Source organism: Halomonas sp. ANAO-440 (genome assembly GCF_019915905.1).
Classification (GTDB): Bacteria; Pseudomonadota; Gammaproteobacteria; order Pseudomonadales; family Halomonadaceae; genus Halomonas; species Halomonas chromatireducens.
On the sequence record NZ_JAHXBV010000024.1, the window covers coordinates 20,947 to 40,021 of the forward strand.

The window sequence follows — 19,075 nt, forward strand, 5'->3', positions numbered from 1 at the left end:
TTATGCGCCGCTGAGCCGATACAGGGAAATAACCCCAAGGTCGCGGGCTTTTCGCCAGAACCCCTGGCGCCGGGCCTGTCAGAATAGCCGGGATGAAAAAGGAACCATCATGACCACAATCACGTCACTGGGTATCGGGTCAGGGCTCGACCTGAATGGCCTGCTGGATCAGCTCAATGCCGCTGAGCGGGGCAAGCTCGAGCCGATCAAGCTGCAGCAGAAAAGCCATCAGGCCAGAATCTCGGCGTATGGCAAGCTGCAGGGCGCCCTGTCGACCTTCCAGAGCGCGGCGGCCAAGCTCAACGACTCGAAGTTTTTCCAGAGCGTGGGCAGCAATGTGACGGGAAGTGGCGTGAAGGCGGCAGCTAGCGCCGCAGCCCAGCCCGGCCGCTTTGATGTTGCCGTCAAGGAGCTGGCGCGTGCCCAGAGCGTTGCGACGGGTGGTTTTGCCGAGGGCGCCAAGTTTGGCGGTGAACTGACGATGACCATCGGAACGGGTGACAAGGCGAAAGCAGTCTCTATTGATCTTGCACCGAACAGTTCGCTCTCCGATCTTCGTGATGCCATCAATGCCAAGAAAGCGGGAGTGACGGCCTCCATCGTCAATGACGGCGACCCTGACAGCCCCTATCGCCTGGTATTGACCGCCAATGCCACCGGTGAGAATGCGGCAATCCAGTCGGTTGCTCTGGGAGGCGAAAATGGCTTTAGCTTCGACCTTGGCGCCGAACCCGATGCAGCAGATACCATGTCTCAAGTCGTGGCAGCCCAGAATGCCGTGCTGGAAGTCAATGGTATCCGCATCACCAGCCAGTCAAACCAGGTAAAGGGCGCCATCCAGGGTGTGACGCTGGACCTTTCCGAAACGACTGCTGAAGGTTCCTCAGTCACCGTTGTTGTCGAGCGCAATACCCTGGCGATTCGCGAGGCAGTCAGCGGCTTCGTCAAGGCCTACAACGATATGCGCAGCACGATCAGCGGCTTGACGAAATTCAATGCCGATACCGGGGATGCGGGCGAGCTGCTGGGTGACAATACCCTGCGCACCGTTGAGAACCGCATGCGCAGCGTGCTGGCCGGCGGCGTGGGCGAAGGCGAGCTTCGCATGCTGTCGGATATCGGCATTTCACTGCAGCGTGACGGTAAGCTCAAGCTCGATGAGGATCGTCTGAGCAATATTGTCGCCAATCAGCCCGAGGCGCTGTCGGCCTTCTTCGCCGGGCAGAACAAGGCCGGGGGAATGGCCGGCAAGCTCAATGAATCCCTGGATCAGATGCTTGGTGATCGAGGCCTGCTGGACAATGCCAAGCGCGGCCTGGAGACACGTCTCAGCAGTTTGGCCGACCGCTTCGAGCGCATGGAGCGCAGCATCGAGAAAACCATCGATCGCTATCGGATTCAGTTCGGCCAGCTCGACAGCATGATCGCCACCATGAACCAGACCAGTGACTATCTGTTCCAGCAGTTCGACATGATGAACGCTCAGCTGGGCCGCAAGAAATAATTGGCTGGCGAGCCGGGGCACGATGCCCGGCAGGGCCGGTCTCGTGATACGACGGTCGACCACGACAGGAGAATGACTGCCATGAGTACCATGCGAGGAGCCGCCGCCTATGGCCGCGGGGCCGGAGCTTATGCCCGGGTTGGCGTGGAAAGCGGCGTGATGTCGGCAAGCCCGCATCAGCTGATCGTGATGCTGTTCGACGGTGCCCAGGGCGCTATTCGTGCCGCTCGCATCCATATGCAGGCCGGCAATGTGGCAGAGAAGGGCAAGTCCATCTCGAAGGCGCTGGATATCGTCAACAATGGCCTTCTGGCCGCCTTGGATACCGAGAAGGGCGGCGAGATCGCCGAGCGCCTCGGTTCGCTCTACGACTATGTCTCGCGACTGCTGTTGGCGGCGAATCTGCACAACGACCAGGAGAGTCTCGACCAGGCAGAGCAGCTGTTGGAGGACATCGCCTCGGCGTGGCGTGAGATCGGCGTCACGGGAGCGCAAGGCTGAATGGCCACCACCACTGCACGCGCTGTTCTGGAGGGTTATACCCAGCTCAGGCGCCAGGTCGCGATCATGCTCGAGCTGGCAAGAGCCGGAGAGTGGGACGTGCTGATTGAGCGTCAGTCCGGCTATCTCCAGTTGGCAGATCGTCTCCGGGAGCTCGACAAGTCGGCCGAGCTCGATGATGAGGGCGTTCAGCGCAAGGCCGAGCTGCTCGAGTCGATCCTGGCCGACGACCTGGCGATTCGAGAGCAGCTCCTTGCGCGTCGCAACGAGCTGGGACAGCTGATGGACAGTTCGCGTCGTCAGCGTGACCTGCACCGCAGCTACGGTAAGCAGGCATCCTCGGTGGTGAGCAGCGCGGATGACTTCGGCCAGGGAATCTCGTGAGTGGTATCACGCCGCTGCTGGATACCCTGCTCCATCAGGTGCTGGGCAAGCGCATCGATACCGCGCCGCCGCGTGACCTGAACGAACCGGTAAGGGCGGTGGACCCTGGCGAGGGGCCCAGGGCGCTGCATAGCGATTCACGGCTGGATGGCCGTCGCCCCGCCGCGGCTCCTCTGTCAGGCACCACGACTCCGTCACAGCGGGGCGATACACCTGCCGGCCAGACGGATACCGCCCGTTCGCCAGCCTCCATTCAGACCCACTTCAGCCCGTCGGCCCGTACCATTGCCGATCTGTTGGTGCGCTTCCCGGCGCCACCTTCGGTACTCACTGCCACATCACCGCTGATGGCGCTGGACGAAGCCCCAAGTGCCTCGACGCTGGCGAGCCGTCTGCAGGCTGGTGTGCGCGACAGCGGCCTTTTCTATGAATCCCACCTTTCGCGCTGGTATCGCGGAGAGGTCAGCCGCCAGCAGTTGGAGCGCGAGCCGCAGATGTGGCGAACCCTGCGCTTCTCTCCGGCATCTACGGCGCCTGGTGCAGCAGCACCGGATCCGCGAGCTGCCCCCGGGGCGACGGGGGCGGGCAGCCTGACGGCGGCAGCCGCTCCGGGTTCGCTGGCGCCTCCGCTGGCTGCCGGTAGCGGAACGCTCCAGGGCCAGGCGGCTCAGGCCGGCACATATTCCACCACCGCTGGGCTGCTGCCGGGTAGTGCAGGGGGCGGCCAAGGGGCCGGTGCTCAAGCGACAGCGCAAGGCGGAGGTGCCGCTGAGAGTTCGGCTGCTTCGCTGCGCGATACGCCGGCGCCCGGTCGTGGTGCCGCTAGCCCTCAGCAGGCTGCCGGTGATGCGGGAGCTGCTGTTCGGGAGCAGGGTGAGGGCCTGTCTCGGGCCCGGCCGGCTGGTGGCGAGGCCATCCACGAGAGTCTTCAGGGCCTGGTTCGGCACCAACTGGAGATGCTGGTGACGCCCATGCTGCGTTGGGAGGGCGATGTCTGGTCAGGCATCTTCATGGCCCTGATGGTGCAGCTGCCTGCTGGCGCCAAGCGCGAAGGTGAAGGCGAGCAGGGCGATGACGGACAGTCGGAGCAGGATACCTGGCACTCCGAGCTTCAGCTCAGGGTGCCCAGTCTAGGCGACATCCGTGTTGCGATGTGGCTGCGCGACACGGACGTCAGACTCGAGCTGAAAACGCATGATGAGGGCACCTTGGTGACGCTGCAGCGGGGTGTCGTAAGGCTCGAAGAGCGCTTGAAAGCGGCCGGCATGTCGACGGTGCTGATCGACGTTCGGCACTTGGGCGAGGAGGGACCCAGTGACGGAGAAAGGACCTGAGAAGCGTCGGCAGGCGATTGCCCTGGCGTACCGGGACGGTGATGACGCGCCCCGGGTCATGGCGAAAGGCTATGGCGATATGGCTGACCGTATTCTGGCCGAGGCGCAGCGGCAGGGAATCTATGTTCATGATGCCCCTGAACTGGTAGCGCTGCTGATGGGGCTGGACCTGGATGAACGCATTCCGCCGATGCTCTACCAGACCATTGCCGAACTGTTGGTGTGGGTCTATGAACTCTCCGACACAGCGCAAGAACGTTAAATAATGTAAAAAAATGTTACAGAATATTTTGTGAATTTTTGTTCGTCAATTTGTCAAGGGGGTTGCTGTTCTTTTTTTCCTTGGCTGGCCAAAGAGTTAACAAAAGGGTGGCAGAAGCTTATTTTTCTCATCCTCGATGTTGACATTCTAATGCTTTTGACTGGTTGGCAACGCTTTTTCAAAACGTCACAATGGAGGTCGCAGAAATAACGTCCCTTTTCGAGTGCTGTTTTGGCTTTTGCTGATGCACTATTTTTCGGCAGCCCTTGGCACTTAATGGACCAACATAAAAATATAAGGACACGCGGGCACCGCGTGCAGGGAAACGACATGAAAACCACGAATCACCTGGATGATATCCAGGAGCTCAACCTAGCTTATCTGTTGCTGGCCCAGCGCCTGCTCAACGACGACCGGCCTGCGGCGATATTTCGCCTGAAGCTCGATGATGAGACGGCAGATCTGATTCAGTCGCTGGGTGCCGCCCAGCTGACCCGCCTGGCCCGTACCAACCAGTTGCTTTGCCATTTCGGTCTCGATGGGGCCGAGCAGTTGCGTCAAGTCGTCGATAACCCCCGTGACAATGGATTGTCCCAGTTCCATGCTTCTCTGCTGATGGCAGGGCGTGGTGCGGCATCCATTGCGCGGGGGGGCGAGGCATGACACAACCGAAAAGCCTTGTTACTGAGATGCAGCAAGTCCAGCTGGCCATCGAGCTGATTGAGCTGGGTGCGCGTCTGCAGGTACTTGAAACCGAGACCGACCTGAGTCGGGCTCGTCTGATACGTCTCTTCAAGGAGGTGCGCGGCATGTCTCCCCCCAAGGGGATGCTGCCTTTCTCCACCGACTGGTTCATCACCTGGCTGCCGAATGTGCATGCCTCGCTGTTCTACAATATTTTCCGCAGCCTGCGGGAGGATCAGCAGTGCGAGCGGATGCAGGCCTTCGTTACCGCCTATCGACTCTACAGTGAGCAGGTGAGCATCGATCAGGTCGAGCCGGTACTGGGCTTGACCCGTGCCTGGACCCTGGTGCGCTTCTTCGAAAGCGACCTTTTGCAACAGTCATCCTGTACCCAGTGCAGCGGCCAATTCGTGGCTCATGCTCACTCTCCCGACCATGACTACGTCTGCGGTATCTGCATGCCGCCTTCCCGTGCCGGCAAGACCCGCAAGCGTCGCGAAAGAGAGGCGGCGCAGCTGGTACCGGTCGACCTGGAGCTGCCCGCCGCGGGTTGCGCCGGCTGACTGGGCAGTCTGAGCCCGGTTGGCGGCGGGTATTGCTCGAAAGCGGCTGCTTCAGGCCGCGCCCTGTTGTCACCGATCTTGGTCGGACTCTCTTCGCCGCCTCGGCCCTGTGCCGGGGCGGCGTTGTTTTTGTTCGCTCTTCTGTGCCTTTTTCGGGTTCTGCCCTCAAGTCGGGGCGAGCCTGGCCGATAACTGAAATATCGACAAGTCGCGTCCCTATTAAGGATATCGGTTGTGCTGATTCTGCTTGGCTACCTCGTTGTTACACTCTGCGTCTTCGGCGGCTTCGTGCTCGCCGGGGGCTTCCTGGGTCCGCTCTACCAGCCTACCGAGCTGCTGATGATCGGCGGGGCAGGAGTGGGCGCCTTCATCGCGGCGAACAATGGCAAGGCGATCAAGGCCACCTTCAAGATCTTTCCCAAGCTGAAGCGTACCAAGAACTACAACAAAGAGATGTACATGGAGCTGCTGGCGGTTCAGTTCAAACTGCTGAGCAAGATCCGCCGCGAGGGCATGCTGGGCATCGAGCGAGATATCGACACCCCCCAGGAGAGTGCCCTGTTTCAGGAGCATCCCAGGGTGCTGGCTGATCCGATGATCATGGATTTTCTGACCGATTATCTGCGCCTGATGGTCAGTGGCGGCATGGACCCCATGGAGATCGATGAGTTGATGCTCCATGAGATCGAGACCTTCGAACAGGAGGCGCATATTCCTGCGGATGCCATCGCCAAGGTGGGCGATGCCATGCCGGCATTCGGCATCGTCGCGGCGGTCATGGGCGTGGTCAAGGCTCTGACCTATGCCGATGCGGGCCCGGAGCAGATGGGTGAGATGATCGCCCACGCTCTGGTAGGTACTTTCCTCGGCATCCTGATGGGCTACGGCTTCATCAATCCGGTGGCCAGCAGTATCGAGCGCCAGATCAAGGAGGCCGAGAAGATGCTGCAGTGCATCCGCATCACGCTGCTGGCCAGCCTGCATGGCTATGCGCCGCAGCTGGCCGTGGAGTTCGGCCGCAAGGCGTTGCACACCGCCGAGCGCCCGGGCTTCACCGAGCTCGAGGAGTATGTCCGTAACGCCAAGGCGGGTGCGGTAGGCGAATGAGTGCCGCCGGCGACAAGCGCCCGATCATCATTCGGCGCAAGAAAGTGGTCCATGGCCACCATGGCGGCAGCTGGAAGATCGCCCTTGCCGACTTCATGACGGCCCTGATGGCGCTTTTCCTGGTGATGTGGATTCTGTCGGTGGCAAGCGAAGAGCAGCGCCAGGGTGTGGCTGATTACTTCAGTACGCCACTGACTACCGCTATCGGCGGCGGCGACCGGTCGGGTAGCACCCGTGTCATCCCGGGTGGCGGACCCGATCCGGTGCATAGCGAAGGTGAGCGAGCGCGGATCGATACTCGCAGCCAGACACGGCCCAGTGATCAGCAGCGGCGCTTCTTCATGGATCTGCAGCGTCGTATCGAGGCGGTGATCGAGGCGGACCCGGAACTGCGCGAGCTGCGCCAGCAGATGCGCTTTGATCTGACGCCGGAAGGGCTGAGGATCCAATTGCTGGATACCGAGCAGCGGCCCATGTTCAACATCGGTAGCGACCGCGTCGAGCCGTATATGCGAAACCTGCTGCGCACCATTGCGCCGTTGCTGAACGAGCTGCCCAACTATTTGAGCATCGGTGGGCATACCGACGGCCTGCCCTTTGCCGGCGGTTATCGCGGCTACAGCAATTGGGAGCTGTCCAGCGACCGGGCCAATGCCTCGCGGCGTGAGCTGGTCGCCGGCGGCTTCGACTCGGATAAGTTGCTGCGGGTGTCCGGTTTTGCCGACCGCGTACCGCTGCCGGATACCGACCCGTTTGACGCTGACAATCGACGGATAGAGCTGCTGGTCCTGCTGCCCGAAGTGGCGGAGTACATTCGGCGGCCCAGTGTACTCAATGGCCCTGGCGTACCCAGCCCCATGAGCTCGCGTCTGGAAGGCGAGGTGGAACTGGCACCAGTGGAACAATTTACGGAAAGCCTGCGCCGTTCGCTCAATCCGGAGTGAGCGGTGCTTGGAACACATTCTGACACCAGGTGGTAATGCGCATGGATATCACGGATTTCTATGACACTTTCTTCGAAGAAGCCGAAGAGCTGTTGGCCGACATGGAACGCTACCTCCTGGAGCTTGACGTGGACGAGCCGGATACCGAAGAGCTCAATGCCATCTTTCGTGCCGCTCATTCGATCAAGGGGGGGGCGGGTACCTTCGGCTTCGATGCGTTGCAGAAGACGACCCATCTGTTCGAGAACCTGCTCGATCATACCCGCAAGGGAGAGCTCACCCTGCGCCGGGATATCGTCGATACCTTTCTGGAAACCAAGGACATGCTCAGTGATCAGCTAGACGCCTACCGTAATGGCGACGAACCCGATCAGGAGGCCTTCGAGCGCATTTGCCAGACCCTTCAGCAGCTGGCACTCGAGGAGATCGGACAGGACCTGGACGAAGGGGGGGGTGCGGCACCGGCCGTGAAAGCCGAGCCCGAGCCCGCCGCCACGCCAACCTCTGTGCCGGAAGCGGAGACTGCCGCCGGTGCCGGGCAACGCATCGTGACCCTGCTCAATGTGGGGGAGAAAGATCGTCAACTGCTCGTCGAGGAACTGGGACAGCTGGGCGAGGTGGTCTCCCATCAGGGTGATGAGCAGCGCTACGAGGTGGTTCTCGCCTCCACCGACAGTGACGACGATATCGAAGCCGTCATGTGTTTCATCATCGATGCCGAGCAGTTTCAGATCAGGCCTGTCGATGCCGCTCAGCCGGATGTCCCGGCCGATTCGCGTGTCTCTGCTGAAGAGGGGCAGCGGGTCATCACGTTGCTGAACGTGGGAGAAAAGGATCGCCAGCTTCTCGTCGAGGAGTTGGGGCAACTGGGCGACGTGGTCTCCCAGCAGGGTGACGAAGCCCGCTACGAGGTCGTTCTGGCTTCCTCGGTCAGCAATGACGATATCGAGGCGGTGATGTGCTTCATCGTCGACGCCGATCAGCTGCAGATCACCACGGTTGGCGGGGCCGCCTCCCCCGTGGTGGATAAGGCAAAGGCAGGCGCGGCGACGGTCCCGGCTGAGGCCGCCCCCAAGGCGGAACACACGCCCAAGCCGGCCGCCAAGGCGCCGGCGAAAGCCAGCAAGCCCAAGGCCAAGGGCCCCGAGACCTCTTCCATCCGCGTTTCCGTCGACAAGGTCGACCAGATCATCAATCTGGTCGGTGAGCTGATCATTACCCAGTCGATGCTCGACCAGACGGTGAGCGACATGGATGCCGTTGCCGATAGCGCCCTGCTCAACGGCATGAGCCTGCTGCAGCGCAACGCCAGGGATCTTCAGGAATCGGTGATGTCGATTCGCATGATTCCCATGGATTTCGTTTTCAGCCGCTTCCCGAGGGTTGTTCGCGAGACAGCCGGCAAGCTGGGCAAGGAGATCGAACTGGTCACCGAAGGCGAGTCCACCGAGTTGGACAAGAGCCTGACCGAGCGGATCATCGATCCGCTGACGCACCTGGTACGAAACAGCCTCGATCATGGTATCGAGATGCCGGAGGATCGTGTGGCCGCGGGCAAGCCCCGTACCGGCCGACTTACCCTCTCGGCTCAGCATCAGGGCGGGAACATTCTCATTGAGGTGATCGATGACGGCGCCGGCCTGAATCGTGACCGACTGCTGGCCAAGGCGCGTGAGAACGGTCTGCCCGTCTCGGACTCCATGAGCGATGACGAAGTCTGGCAGTTGATCTTTGCGCCAGGCTTCTCGACTGCCAAGGCGGTCACTGACGTTTCCGGCCGCGGTGTAGGCATGGATGTGGTAAAGCGCAACATTCAGGGCATGGGCGGCCACGTCGAGATCATGTCCAAGGCCGGTGAGGGCACGCGAATTCGTATCGTGTTGCCGCTGACCTTGGCGATCCTCGACGGCATGTCGATCAAGGTGGGTGGCGAGATGTTCATCCTCCCGCTATCGGCGGTGCTTGAGTCACTGCAGCCAGCCAAGGAGGATCTCTATGCCATGGCGGGCGACGACGTCGTACTCAAGGTCCGCGATGAGTACCTGCCGGTGGTGGCCGTTCATGAAGCCCTCGACGTGCCCGATGCCAAGACGAAGCTGACCGAGACCATTGCGGTCATCGTTCAGGGCGAAGGGCGTCGCTATGCCCTGCTGGTCGATGATCTGGTCGGCCAGCAGCAGGTCGTGGTCAAGAACCTGGAAACCAACTATCGAAAGGTGCCGGGCGTATCGGCGGCAACCATCCTGGGTGACGGCAGCGTGGCCTTGATCCTGGATATCACCGGCCTGCATCGCCTCAGCCGTGCCAAGAAGGAGGTGCGCCGTCCCGAGCGTACCTATCAATCTCTCGAAGCCTTAACCGACAAAGAGCTGGAGACTTCCTCATGAACCAGACGACCGAAGCAGCCATGACTGCGGCCGAAGCCCACAACCGTGAATTCCTGGTGTTCTCGCTGGGCGAGGAGGAATACGCGGTCGATATCCTGAAAGTGCAGGAGATTCGTGGCTACGAAAACGTTACGCGAATCGCCAATGCGCCGGACTTCATCAAGGGTGTGACCAATCTGCGCGGCGTCATCGTGCCGATCGTCGATCTGCGCATCAAGTTCCACCTCGACAAGGTGGAATACGGCGGCCAGACCGTGGTGATCGTGGTCAACGTCGAGGATCGGGTCGTGGGCATCGTCGTCGATGGCGTTTCCGACGTGATGACGCTCTCGCCGGATCAGATCAAGCCGGCGCCGGAATTCGGCGTCACACTGTCCTCCGACTTCCTCAGCGGGCTCGGCAGTCTCGAGGATCGCATGTTGGTGATCGTGGATATCGACAAGCTGCTCACCAGCGATGAGATGGAACTCGTCGAGCGCGTGGCCGAATAGCCTTGACGCCACTCCAGTTTTTTCCATCTTGGCCGATAGCTCTTGATGAGACGGGGCTATCCGGGCGGCCTGGTTTGGCTTGCCAATAACGATAACCGGGCTTAGGCCCTGCCGATCACGAGGGAATGAAGTGAAGCTTCTCGACAACCTGACTGTGCGAGCCAGCTGGACTCTGGTGCTGCTGTTCTTCGGCGGCATGATCGTCGCTCTCAGCGCGTTGGGGCTGTATGCCCTGCAGCAGGGGCAAGCCGCGGTCACCGAGATGGCTCCCCATGCCGGTGAGTCTGGCGCCTTGCTGTTGCAGGGCTTCGACGTGGTGGCCGGCTGGATGCGTTTGGCCATCATGGCGGTACTGGTCGGCTCGGCGCTGGTGATGGCGGTTGTGATGTGGGGTATCACGGTCAATGTGCTGCAGCCGCTCGCCAGGCTGGTTGGCTATTTCGAGGGGCTGGCCCGGGGCGATCTCTCCCAGCCTGTGGAGAACCGTGGCAACAATGAGATCGGACGGTTGTTCACATCGCTCAAGCATATGCAGGATGGCCTCTCTGCCACAGTGGGGACCGTGCGCAGCAGCAGCGAAGGCATCTACCAGGGAGCCCATGAAATCGCCCGGGGTAATGGCGAACTCTCATCCCGCACCGAGCAGCAGGCTGCTTCGCTGGCCGAGACCGCTTCCAGCATGGAAGAGCTCGCCTCCACCGTGGAGCAGAACGCCGACAATGCGCGCCAGGCCAGTCAATTGGCGGCCGAAGCATCACGTACCGCTGCCCAGGGTGGCGAAGTGGTCAGCGATGTGGTGTCGACCATGCACGACATCAGCGCCAGCTCGCACAAGATGGCGGACATCATCAGTGTGATCGACAACATCGCCTTCCAGACCAATATCCTGGCCCTGAATGCCTCGGTCGAGGCAGCCAGGGCCGGTGAGCACGGTCGTGGATTCGCGGTGGTCGCCCAGGAGGTTCGCAGCCTTGCCGGTCGCAGTGCCTCTGCCTCTGGCGAGATTCGCGCCTTGATCCAAGCATCCCGCGAGAAAGTGGACGTGGGTACCGCTCGCGTCGACCAGGCCGGCCAGACCATGGAAGAAATCGTTGCCGCCGTTCAGCGTGTCAGCGACATCATGGATGAAATTGCCTCGGCGTCGCTGGAGCAGAGCAACGGCATAGGCCAGGTCAACCAGGCCGTTACCCAAATGGACCAGGTAACCCAACAGAATGCCACGCTAGTACAGAACGCAGCCGCCGAAGCCACACAGCTGGAAGCCGAGGCCGGTCGCCTGCGTGAAGCGGTACTGCGCTTCCGCTTGGCGGGAGAGTCGGGTGCTGCGGCGCAGCCTGCAAAGCCCGCTTCCAATAAGGAGCGCGCGGACAAGGTGCTTCCCTCCCCATCGGTGCGCGACCCCCTGCCAGCCTCTCGGCGCAATGCCCAAGCGCCGTCAACTCAGGCATCTCGTAAGACCACGTCACCAAAAGAGGAAGAGGAGTGGGCCTCCTTTTGATGGGGCGTGCCAAGAAGGTTGAACAGGTTCATTTCTGGGATTTAGGCAGTGGATTATGCACGAGGAGCTTGGACTCTCCGGGCGTGGCTAGGTGACAAGGGAAAATAACTATGCGCGACAATCAGCCGGTAACACAGCGTGAATACAAGCTGAGCGATCAGCACCTTTTGATCACTCGAACTGACCTCGAGGGGCGAATCACTTATGCCAATGCGGCATTCGTGGAGGTCAGTGGCTTCACCCATGAGGAACTGATTGGGGCGCACCATAATCTCGTCCGTCACCCCGATATGCCGCAGGAAGCCTTTGCCGACCTGTGGCAGACCCTCAAGCAGGGAGAAACCTGGCAGGGGGTGATAAAAAATCGTCGCAAGGGCGGCGATCATTACTGGGTGCAAGCCACTGTCACTCCGATTCTCGAAGAGGGGAAGTGTCTCGGCTACACCTCGGTACGCGTCAAGGCCGATCCGGCGACAGCCGAAAAGGCCGCGCACGATTACGCCCGCCTGCGCGAGGGGCGTGCAAGGCACCTGGCCTTCCGCCAGGGGCAGCTGGTTCGGCGCGGTCCGCTTGGGCTCATCGCACGGCTCAATCTGCATACCATCCGCGCCAAGCTGGTCATGATGACTCTGGTGCCCGTTCTGTTGCTTATGCTCAGCGGCGCGGCCGGTCTCTATGGCCTGCAGGTATCGGGGGACCGGGTTGCTCAGCTCAACAATAATGGCGTGCAGGATATCGCCGACCTCCAGCGTATCGATCAGCTGCTGAATCAGCTGATGATCGACCTGGAGCGTCCGGTGCGTAACCCGCGTGCGCTGCGTCTGGAGCAGATCCATGAGCTCGACGATGAGGTCAATGCCGTGGTCGAGCGTATTCAGAGCTCCTGGCAGAGCTTCCTGGAGGGCGAGGATGCCACCCAGCCGGAGATAGCCGCACTTGACGGCCAACTCGATACTGCCATCGAAGCGGGTATACGCCCGACCATGGTGGCGCTTATCGAGGGCAGCGGCTTTGCCGCCTATGAAGCTTTCAACGATGTGCTGAGAGCGGAAGTCGATCAAATTGGGCAAAGCATCAATGTGCTGGTGGAGGACAAGCTGCTCTTTGCCAACGAGCTGGCCGAAGAGGCAGCCCAGGGTCAGGCGCTGATGCTCAAGGGGCAGGTCATTGCCGTATCGCTCGGCGTTGCCTTCCTTATCATGCTGGGACTCTGGACCATGGCCTCCATTACCCGGCCGCTGCGTCGGGCCGTGGACTTCACCCTGCAGGTCGCCTCCGGCAACCTGGCGGTGCGCTCGCCGGAGCAGCGGCGCGACGAAGTCGGGATACTGCTCAAGGCGCTGAATATGATGCGCAAGAGCCTCTACACCACGACCCATAGCGTCCAGCAGGGCATTGATGTTGTGACACCGGCCTCGCGCTCCATCGCCCGCGGCAACGAGGATCTCTCGGCCCGAACCGAGCAGCAGGCTGCCTCGCTGCAGGAAACCGCCTCCAGCATGGAGGAGATGACCACTACCGTGCAGCAGAATACCGACAACGCCCGCCAGGCCAGCGGACTGGCCCTGGACAACGCCGGACGCGTGCGTGACACCGGCGAACTGATGCACGGCGTGGTCAAGACCATGGAGAGGATCACCGCCAGTTCCAACAAGATGACTGACATCATCAATGTCATTGACGGAATCGCCTTCCAGACCAATATTCTGGCCCTGAATGCCTCGGTGGAGGCGGCTCGGGCCGGTGAGCAGGGCCGCGGTTTCGCCGTGGTGGCCGGCGAGGTTCGCAGCCTGGCGGGACGCAGCGCGGATGCCGCCAAGGAGATCCGCCAGCTGATCGATGGCTCCTCCAGTGAAATCAAGGAGGGCGCGGCCCAGGTGCAGAAGGCAGAAAGTGCCATGGCGGAAGTGGTGTCCGCGTCCACGCGGGTCAACGACATCATGGGCGAGATCACCGCGGCCTCCGAGGAGCAGAGCAGTGGTATCGGCCAGATCAACCAGGCGATCACCGAGATGGACCAGGTGACCCAGCAGAATGCCGAGCGTGTCCAGCAGAGTGCCCGAGCGGCCAGTGACCTGCAGTATCAGGCAGAGCAGTTGGCCCAGGCAATCCGGGTGTTCCGCTTGCGAGGTGCAGGGCCTGAGCAGGTTGAGGCAATTGAATCGGTGCAGCCAGCGGCCAGGGCGGAAGCCCCCCGTGCCAATGTGCCGCCTCTGCAGCATGATCCCCGGCCGGTGAAGTCGTCACCATCGAAGCAGGGCAAGGCTGCGTCATCCATGGATGAAGAGTGGGAAACGTTTTGACGACAACAGAGCCAGGCTCCGGCGCAGACTCGGGTCAGTGGTCCGGTCTCGGTCAACTGGAGCGTGATTTGGTCCTGACCGACGAGGACTTCACCCAGATTCGCAAGTTGATCTATCAGCGAGCGGGCATCGTGTTGGCCGAGCACAAGCGCGAGATGGTCTACAGCCGTCTTGCAAAACGCTTGCGTCATCACGGCCTGACCCGCTTCAGCGATTATCTTGCCAGGCTGGCGCGCCAGCCTGATGCAAGGGAGTGGGAGGAGTTTACCAACGCCTTGACCACCAATCTCACCGCGTTCTTTCGGGAGATGCACCATTTTCCGCTACTGGCCGAGCATGTCCGCCAGTCCAGTGGGCCGGTGCGGCTCTGGAGTGCCGCTGCGTCATCGGGGGAGGAGCCTTACTCGCTTGCCATGACCCTGCTGGAGAGCCTTGGTCCGAAGGCAACCGATGCCCGCGTGGTGGCCACCGACATCGATACGGAAGCCCTTGCGAGGGCCAGGGCGGGGGTCTATCCCATCGAGCAGGTACGCAAGCTCGATGAGGCTAGAGTCAAGCGGTTCTTCCAGAAGGGCAAGGGTCGACATGAGGGGTTCGCCAGGATTCGGCCCGAAGTCTCGTCGCTGGTGGATTTTCAGTCGATGAATCTGCTGGCGCCCCAGTGGCCGGTCAAGGGCCCCTTCGATGCGATCTTCTGTCGTAACGTCATGATCTATTTCGACAAGGAGACCCAGGCGCGGATACTCGAGCGTTTTGCCCCTCTGCTCAAGCCCAACGGACTGCTGTTTGCCGGCCACTCCGAGAACTTCTCTTATATCAGCAAGGTTTTCCGGCTGCGGGGGCAGACTGTCTATACCCTGGCCAGCCACCCTTGAACTGTTGTCTCACCCTCAAAGCCTGCCAACGTTTGCTACCTGAGCGCTAAAGTTCTGGCTGGCGAGGCCGATGGTAGACCTATACGTCATTCGCCTTGGGTCGTGTCGAGCGGCCCTTGAAATTAAGGAGGCCTCCTCTTGGGATCGAACAGGATCAAAGTGCTGTGTGTCGATGATTCAGCCCTGATTCGCGACCTGCTGAGCGAGATCATCAACTCCCAGCCGGATATGGAAGTCGTGGCCGTGGCGCCGGATCCCTTGGTGGCACGTGATCTCATCAAACGTCACAATCCGGATGTGCTGACGCTGGACGTCGAGATGCCGCGCATGGACGGCCTCGATTTCCTCGAGCGCCTGATGCGCCTGAGGCCCATGCCGGTCCTGATGGTGTCTTCGCTGACACAGGCTGGGTCTGAAGTCACGCTTCGAGCCCTGGAGTTGGGGGCCGTTGACTTCGTCGCCAAGCCGGCGCTGGGGATTCGCAACGGCATGATGGATTATGCCAACGATATTGCCGAGAAGATTCGCGCCGCCGCCAAGTCACGACCAAGACAGGCCAGGCGACCGGAGGCGGCCACACGGCCAACGCTGAAGGCGCCGCTGGTTTCCAGTGAAAAGCTGATCATCATCGGGGCTTCGACGGGTGGCACCGAGGCGATACGCGCCGTACTGGAACCGCTGCCGGCCAACAGTCCTGCCATCCTGATCACCCAGCACATGCCGGGTGGCTTTACCCGTTCCTTCGCCGAACGGCTCGACCGGCTGTGCCAGATCACGGTCAAGGAGGCCAGCGACGGTGAACGCGTGCTACCGGGCCACGCCTATATCGCCCCGGGGGACTCCCACCTCAAGCTGGCTCGCAGTGGAGCCAACTATGTCGCTCGGCTGGACGACGGCCCTCCGGTCAACCGTCATCGTCCATCCGTGGACGTGCTCTTCCATTCCGCCTCGACCCAGGCGGGGCGCAATGCCATCGGTGTGATTCTGACCGGCATGGGCAAGGACGGTGCGGCCGGGCTGCTCGAGATGCGTCAGGCAGGGTCTGCCACGGTTGCCCAGGACGAGGCGAGCTGTGTTGTGTTTGGCATGCCGCGTGAGGCCATCGCCTTGGGTGGGGCAGCCGAGGTGCTCGGCCTTGACGACATACCGGAACGCTTGATGGCTCTGGTGGCGGCCTCTGGCCGTGCACAGCGGGTCTAATCATAACAATCAAGACTGAAGACACTAGCGTCACAGAGCGCGAGGAACTGCCGATATGAGTCGATTCATCCGCAACATCAGCATTCACGTATCCGTGATTGTCGCACTGATCAGCTTTGCCGTCTTGATTGGCCTGGTGGCGACGCTGTCGGCACTCTCGGATCGCCAGGCGGGCCTGATACTGGCCGATCTGGACCGGATCAACGTGCAGCAGCTCAATGAAATCAATCGGGCCGATGCATTGCTTAATCAGGCACGGGTGAGCCTCGAGATTGCCTCCAACCAGGTCATGCTGGGACGTATGGCCCAGGCCAACGAGCAGCTTGCCCAGGCGGACGATTATCTCAACCGCTCGGAGCGGCGCCTCAGCAACTTCGCTGACGCTCCCAAGTCCTCCCAGGGCGTGGCCCTCGCTGGTGAGGTGGAATCGAACTTCACCAACGTGCTGGAGCTGGTGCGTCAACAGCATGTTGCTCTCGATGAACTCAATACCCCGGAGTTCGGGAATCTGCGCGATGAGCTGATCGAGCCGGCAGAGGCCCTGAGCGCCAGCATGGCGGCTTTCGTCGCCTACGGGTTCGATAGCGCTTCAGCGATGGTGGCAGACTTCCAGCAGCAGGCGGATCGCTTCGAGCTGATCAAGCTTGGGGCTCTCCTGCTGGCCGCCGCGGTGCTGCTGCTTGTCTATCTGGGGCTGCGGGCAACGGTCGTCCGGCCCCTGAACACGGCGGTCCAGCACCTGCAGACCATTTCCAAGGCCGACCTGACCGGGAAGATCCCGCAGGGGAGCCAGAACGAGATCGGCAAGCTGTTCAACGCCATGCGCAATATGCAGCAGAGCCTGGTGCGTATCGTCGGGCAGGTGCGAGACAGCAGCGGGTCGATACATATCGGCACTCGCGAGATCGCCGGTGGTAACGCCGATCTCTCGTCGCGCACCGAGCAGCAGGCCGCATCGCTGCAGGAGACGGCGGCAAGCATGGAGGAGATCACCGCAACCGTTCGCCAGAACGCCGACAACGCCCGCCAGGCCAGCGGCCTGGCCCTGGATGCCTCAACCACCGCAGAGCGCGGCGGCGAGGTGGTCGATCGTGTCGTGCAGACCATGGGTGGTATCTCGGCCAGCTCGAAGAAGATCAGCGATATCACCAGCGTGATCGACTCCATCGCCTTCCAGACGAACATTCTGGCGCTGAATGCCTCCGTGGAAGCGGCAAGGGCCGGCGAACAGGGTCGAGGCTTTGCCGTGGTGGCCGGCGAGGTGCGCAATCTCGCCAGCCGCAGTGCCACTGCCGCCAAGGAGATCAAGGAGCTGATCGATGGTTCGGTCGCCCAGGTCAAGGAGGGCTCGACGCTGGCCGAACAGGCCGGGGAGACCATGGATGGGGTGGTGGCGGCGGTTCGTCGTGTCACCGACATCATGGATGAGATCTCCGCGGCCTCACAGGAGCAGAGTGACGGCATCGAGCAGGTCAGCCAGGCGGTGGGGCAGATGGATCAGGTGACTCAGCAGAACGCGTCGCTGGTCCAGCAGGCCACCGTGGCGGCTTCCTCACTGGAGGAGCAGGCCAGTCGACTGGAGCAGGCCGTGGCGGTATTCCGCCTGGCTGGAGACGCCCTTCAGGCCTCACACCAGACGCAACCGGCGGAGAATGCCAAGGTCGGTACGGACCAGAGCCGTGCCGACCTGGCGGCCCGCACCCGCGTGCCGGCACTGGCGCAGCCTGCACAGCGACAGGTCGCTGAGGTGGACCCCAAGCCGCAGCGCAAGGCACGCAACGAGCCTGTGGCCGAGGGCGAGTGGGAAGAATTCTGAACTATGGCGGCGGAGAGTCCCGCCGTCAGTCAACTATTGCATGACACAAATGAGGAATCCCGATGGCTGACAAGAACATGAGCTTTCTGGTGGTCGATGACTTCCCGACCATGCGGAGGATCGTTCGGAGCCTGCTCAAGGAACTGGGTTACACCAACGTCGAGGAAGCCGAGGATGGCCAGGAGGCGTTGAGCAAACTCCGTTCGGGTGGCTTTGAGTTCGTGGTGTCCGACTGGAACATGCCCAATCTCGACGGACTGGAGATGCTCAAGCAGATTCGTGCCGACGACGGTCTCAAGGAGCTGCCGGTACTGATGGTCACTGCCGAAGCCAAGAAGGAGAATATCATCGCCGCTGCCCAGGCAGGCGCCAGTGGCTATGTGGTCAAACCCTTCACGGCCGCAACCCTGGAAGAAAAACTCAACAAGATATTCGAGAAAATGGGCAAGTGATTGCCGGGGATAGTTACCTGGCGAAGGAGACGACAAGATGAGCGCAAACGAGCAGCCCGGTGAGGCGCAGCCGTCCAGCGCCGCCGGTGAAGACCTGGTGCAGCGTATTGGTCAACTGACGCGCATGCTCAGAGAGAGCATGCGCGAGCTGGGCTTGGACAAGGAGATTGAAAAGGCTGCGGAAGCCATACCCGACGCCCGGGATCGTCTCAGCTATGTGGCGACAATGACCGAGCAGGCCGCCGAGCGGGCGCTGAATGCCATCGACCGGGCGCAGCCGCTGCAGGATTCCCTCAGCGATGATGCCGGGGCGCTGGACAAGCGCTGGGCAGAGTGGTTCGCGGAGCCCAAGGAGCTCGATGAGGCGCGCGAGCTGGTCAACGAGACGCGTTCCTACCTTGCTGGCGTGCCTGACAAGACCCAGGCAACCCAGAAGGAGCTGCTCGAGATCATGATGGCCCAGGATTTCCAGGACCTGACGGGCCAGGTCATCAAGAAGATGATGGATGTGATTCGCGAGATCGAGCACCAGCTGGTGCAAGTGCTCATCGACGCCGTTCCCGAGAACATGGACCGGGAAACCATGCAGCAGAAGGCCAACGATCAGTGGGAAAACGACCGCAAGCGTGAGGAGAGCCTGCTCAACGGCCCTCAGATCAAGCCTGCGGCTGATATCGTCACCGATCAGGACCAGGTCGACGATCTGCTCGATCAGTTGGGGTTTTAGGAGCGGTCAAATCCGCTAGGCTCCTGGCGACTCCTGCCGCTTA

At 61.5% G+C, this 19,075-nt stretch carries 18 protein-coding genes; all 18 read left to right on the plus strand.

Annotation, left to right across the window (positions count from 1 at the left end):
• Positions 1-109 precede the first annotated feature (109 nt).
• The 18 genes from fliD to cheZ all read left to right on the plus strand — a co-directional run bounded on the left by fliD (position 110) and on the right by cheZ (position 19,032).
• Positions 110-1,504 carry a flagellar filament capping protein FliD gene (gene fliD / locus KZO25_RS15545; protein WP_223137665.1) on the plus strand — a complete coding sequence of 465 codons (1,395 nt, stop codon included), beginning with the start codon at positions 110-112 and terminating at the stop codon, positions 1,502-1,504.
• An 81-nt stretch (positions 1,505-1,585) separates the two neighbouring features.
• Positions 1,586-2,005, plus strand: a complete 420-nt coding sequence (fliS, locus tag KZO25_RS15550) for a flagellar export chaperone FliS (RefSeq protein ID WP_066450485.1) — start codon at positions 1,586-1,588, stop codon at positions 2,003-2,005.
• Positions 2,006-2,389 carry a flagellar protein FliT gene (locus KZO25_RS15555; protein WP_223137666.1) on the plus strand — a complete coding sequence of 128 codons (384 nt, stop codon included), beginning with the start codon at positions 2,006-2,008 and terminating at the stop codon, positions 2,387-2,389.
• Positions 2,386-3,723 carry a flagellar hook-length control protein FliK gene (locus KZO25_RS20185; RefSeq protein ID WP_223137667.1) on the plus strand — a complete coding sequence of 446 codons (1,338 nt, stop codon included), beginning with the start codon at positions 2,386-2,388 and terminating at the stop codon, positions 3,721-3,723. Before KZO25_RS15555 ends, KZO25_RS20185 begins: the two co-directional genes overlap by 4 nt.
• Positions 3,704-3,985 (plus strand): EscU/YscU/HrcU family type III secretion system export apparatus switch protein, encoded by a 282-nt coding sequence (locus KZO25_RS15565; protein WP_223137668.1) that lies wholly within the window; start codon positions 3,704-3,706, stop codon positions 3,983-3,985. Before KZO25_RS20185 ends, KZO25_RS15565 begins: the two co-directional genes overlap by 20 nt.
• Before the next feature lie 330 nt (positions 3,986-4,315).
• Positions 4,316-4,648 carry a flagellar transcriptional regulator FlhD gene (gene flhD / locus KZO25_RS15570; protein ID WP_223137669.1) on the plus strand — a complete coding sequence of 111 codons (333 nt, stop codon included), beginning with the start codon at positions 4,316-4,318 and terminating at the stop codon, positions 4,646-4,648.
• The gene (gene flhC / locus KZO25_RS15575; protein WP_223137670.1) at positions 4,645-5,232 is read left to right on the plus strand and encodes a flagellar transcriptional regulator FlhC; all 588 of its coding nucleotides are present in this window, start codon (positions 4,645-4,647) and stop codon (positions 5,230-5,232) included. The genes flhD and flhC overlap by 4 nt, the downstream gene beginning before the upstream one ends.
• Before the next feature lie 234 nt (positions 5,233-5,466).
• Complete coding sequence (gene motA / locus KZO25_RS15580) at positions 5,467-6,339, plus strand: flagellar motor stator protein MotA (protein ID WP_223137671.1); 873 nt, start codon at positions 5,467-5,469, stop codon at positions 6,337-6,339.
• A complete protein-coding gene (motB, locus tag KZO25_RS15585) occupies positions 6,336-7,283 on the plus strand; it encodes a flagellar motor protein MotB (protein ID WP_223137672.1) in 948 nt (315 codons plus the stop codon). The genes motA and motB overlap by 4 nt, the downstream gene beginning before the upstream one ends.
• Positions 7,284-7,324: 41 nt before the next feature.
• Positions 7,325-9,670: a chemotaxis protein CheW gene (locus KZO25_RS15590; RefSeq protein ID WP_262489067.1), complete on the plus strand. Its 2,346-nt coding sequence runs from the start codon at positions 7,325-7,327 to the stop codon at positions 9,668-9,670.
• Positions 9,667-10,161 carry a chemotaxis protein CheW gene (locus KZO25_RS15595; protein WP_066450461.1) on the plus strand — a complete coding sequence of 165 codons (495 nt, stop codon included), beginning with the start codon at positions 9,667-9,669 and terminating at the stop codon, positions 10,159-10,161. Before KZO25_RS15590 ends, KZO25_RS15595 begins: the two co-directional genes overlap by 4 nt.
• Before the next feature lie 130 nt (positions 10,162-10,291).
• Positions 10,292-11,659, plus strand: coding sequence for a methyl-accepting chemotaxis protein (locus tag KZO25_RS15600; protein WP_223137674.1), 1,368 nt, complete (start codon positions 10,292-10,294; stop codon positions 11,657-11,659).
• A 110-nt stretch (positions 11,660-11,769) separates the two neighbouring features.
• The gene (locus tag KZO25_RS15605; protein ID WP_223137675.1) at positions 11,770-13,962 is read left to right on the plus strand and encodes a methyl-accepting chemotaxis protein; all 2,193 of its coding nucleotides are present in this window, start codon (positions 11,770-11,772) and stop codon (positions 13,960-13,962) included.
• Positions 13,959-14,837, plus strand: coding sequence for a CheR family methyltransferase (locus tag KZO25_RS15610; RefSeq protein ID WP_262489068.1), 879 nt, complete (start codon positions 13,959-13,961; stop codon positions 14,835-14,837). Before KZO25_RS15605 ends, KZO25_RS15610 begins: the two co-directional genes overlap by 4 nt.
• Positions 14,838-14,975: 138 nt before the next feature.
• On the plus strand, positions 14,976-16,037 hold the full coding sequence (locus KZO25_RS15615; RefSeq protein ID WP_066450448.1) for a chemotaxis response regulator protein-glutamate methylesterase: 1,062 nt from the start codon (positions 14,976-14,978) through the stop codon (positions 16,035-16,037).
• 55 nt (positions 16,038-16,092) lie between these two features.
• Positions 16,093-17,853: a methyl-accepting chemotaxis protein gene (locus KZO25_RS15620; RefSeq protein ID WP_066450447.1), complete on the plus strand. Its 1,761-nt coding sequence runs from the start codon at positions 16,093-16,095 to the stop codon at positions 17,851-17,853.
• A 62-nt stretch (positions 17,854-17,915) separates the two neighbouring features.
• Positions 17,916-18,305, plus strand: coding sequence for a chemotaxis response regulator CheY (gene cheY / locus KZO25_RS15625; RefSeq protein ID WP_043514138.1), 390 nt, complete (start codon positions 17,916-17,918; stop codon positions 18,303-18,305).
• Between the two features lie 37 nt (positions 18,306-18,342).
• Positions 18,343-19,032, plus strand: a complete 690-nt coding sequence (cheZ, locus tag KZO25_RS15630; RefSeq protein WP_223137676.1) for a protein phosphatase CheZ — start codon at positions 18,343-18,345, stop codon at positions 19,030-19,032.
• The last annotated feature ends 43 nt before the right edge of the window (positions 19,033-19,075 follow it).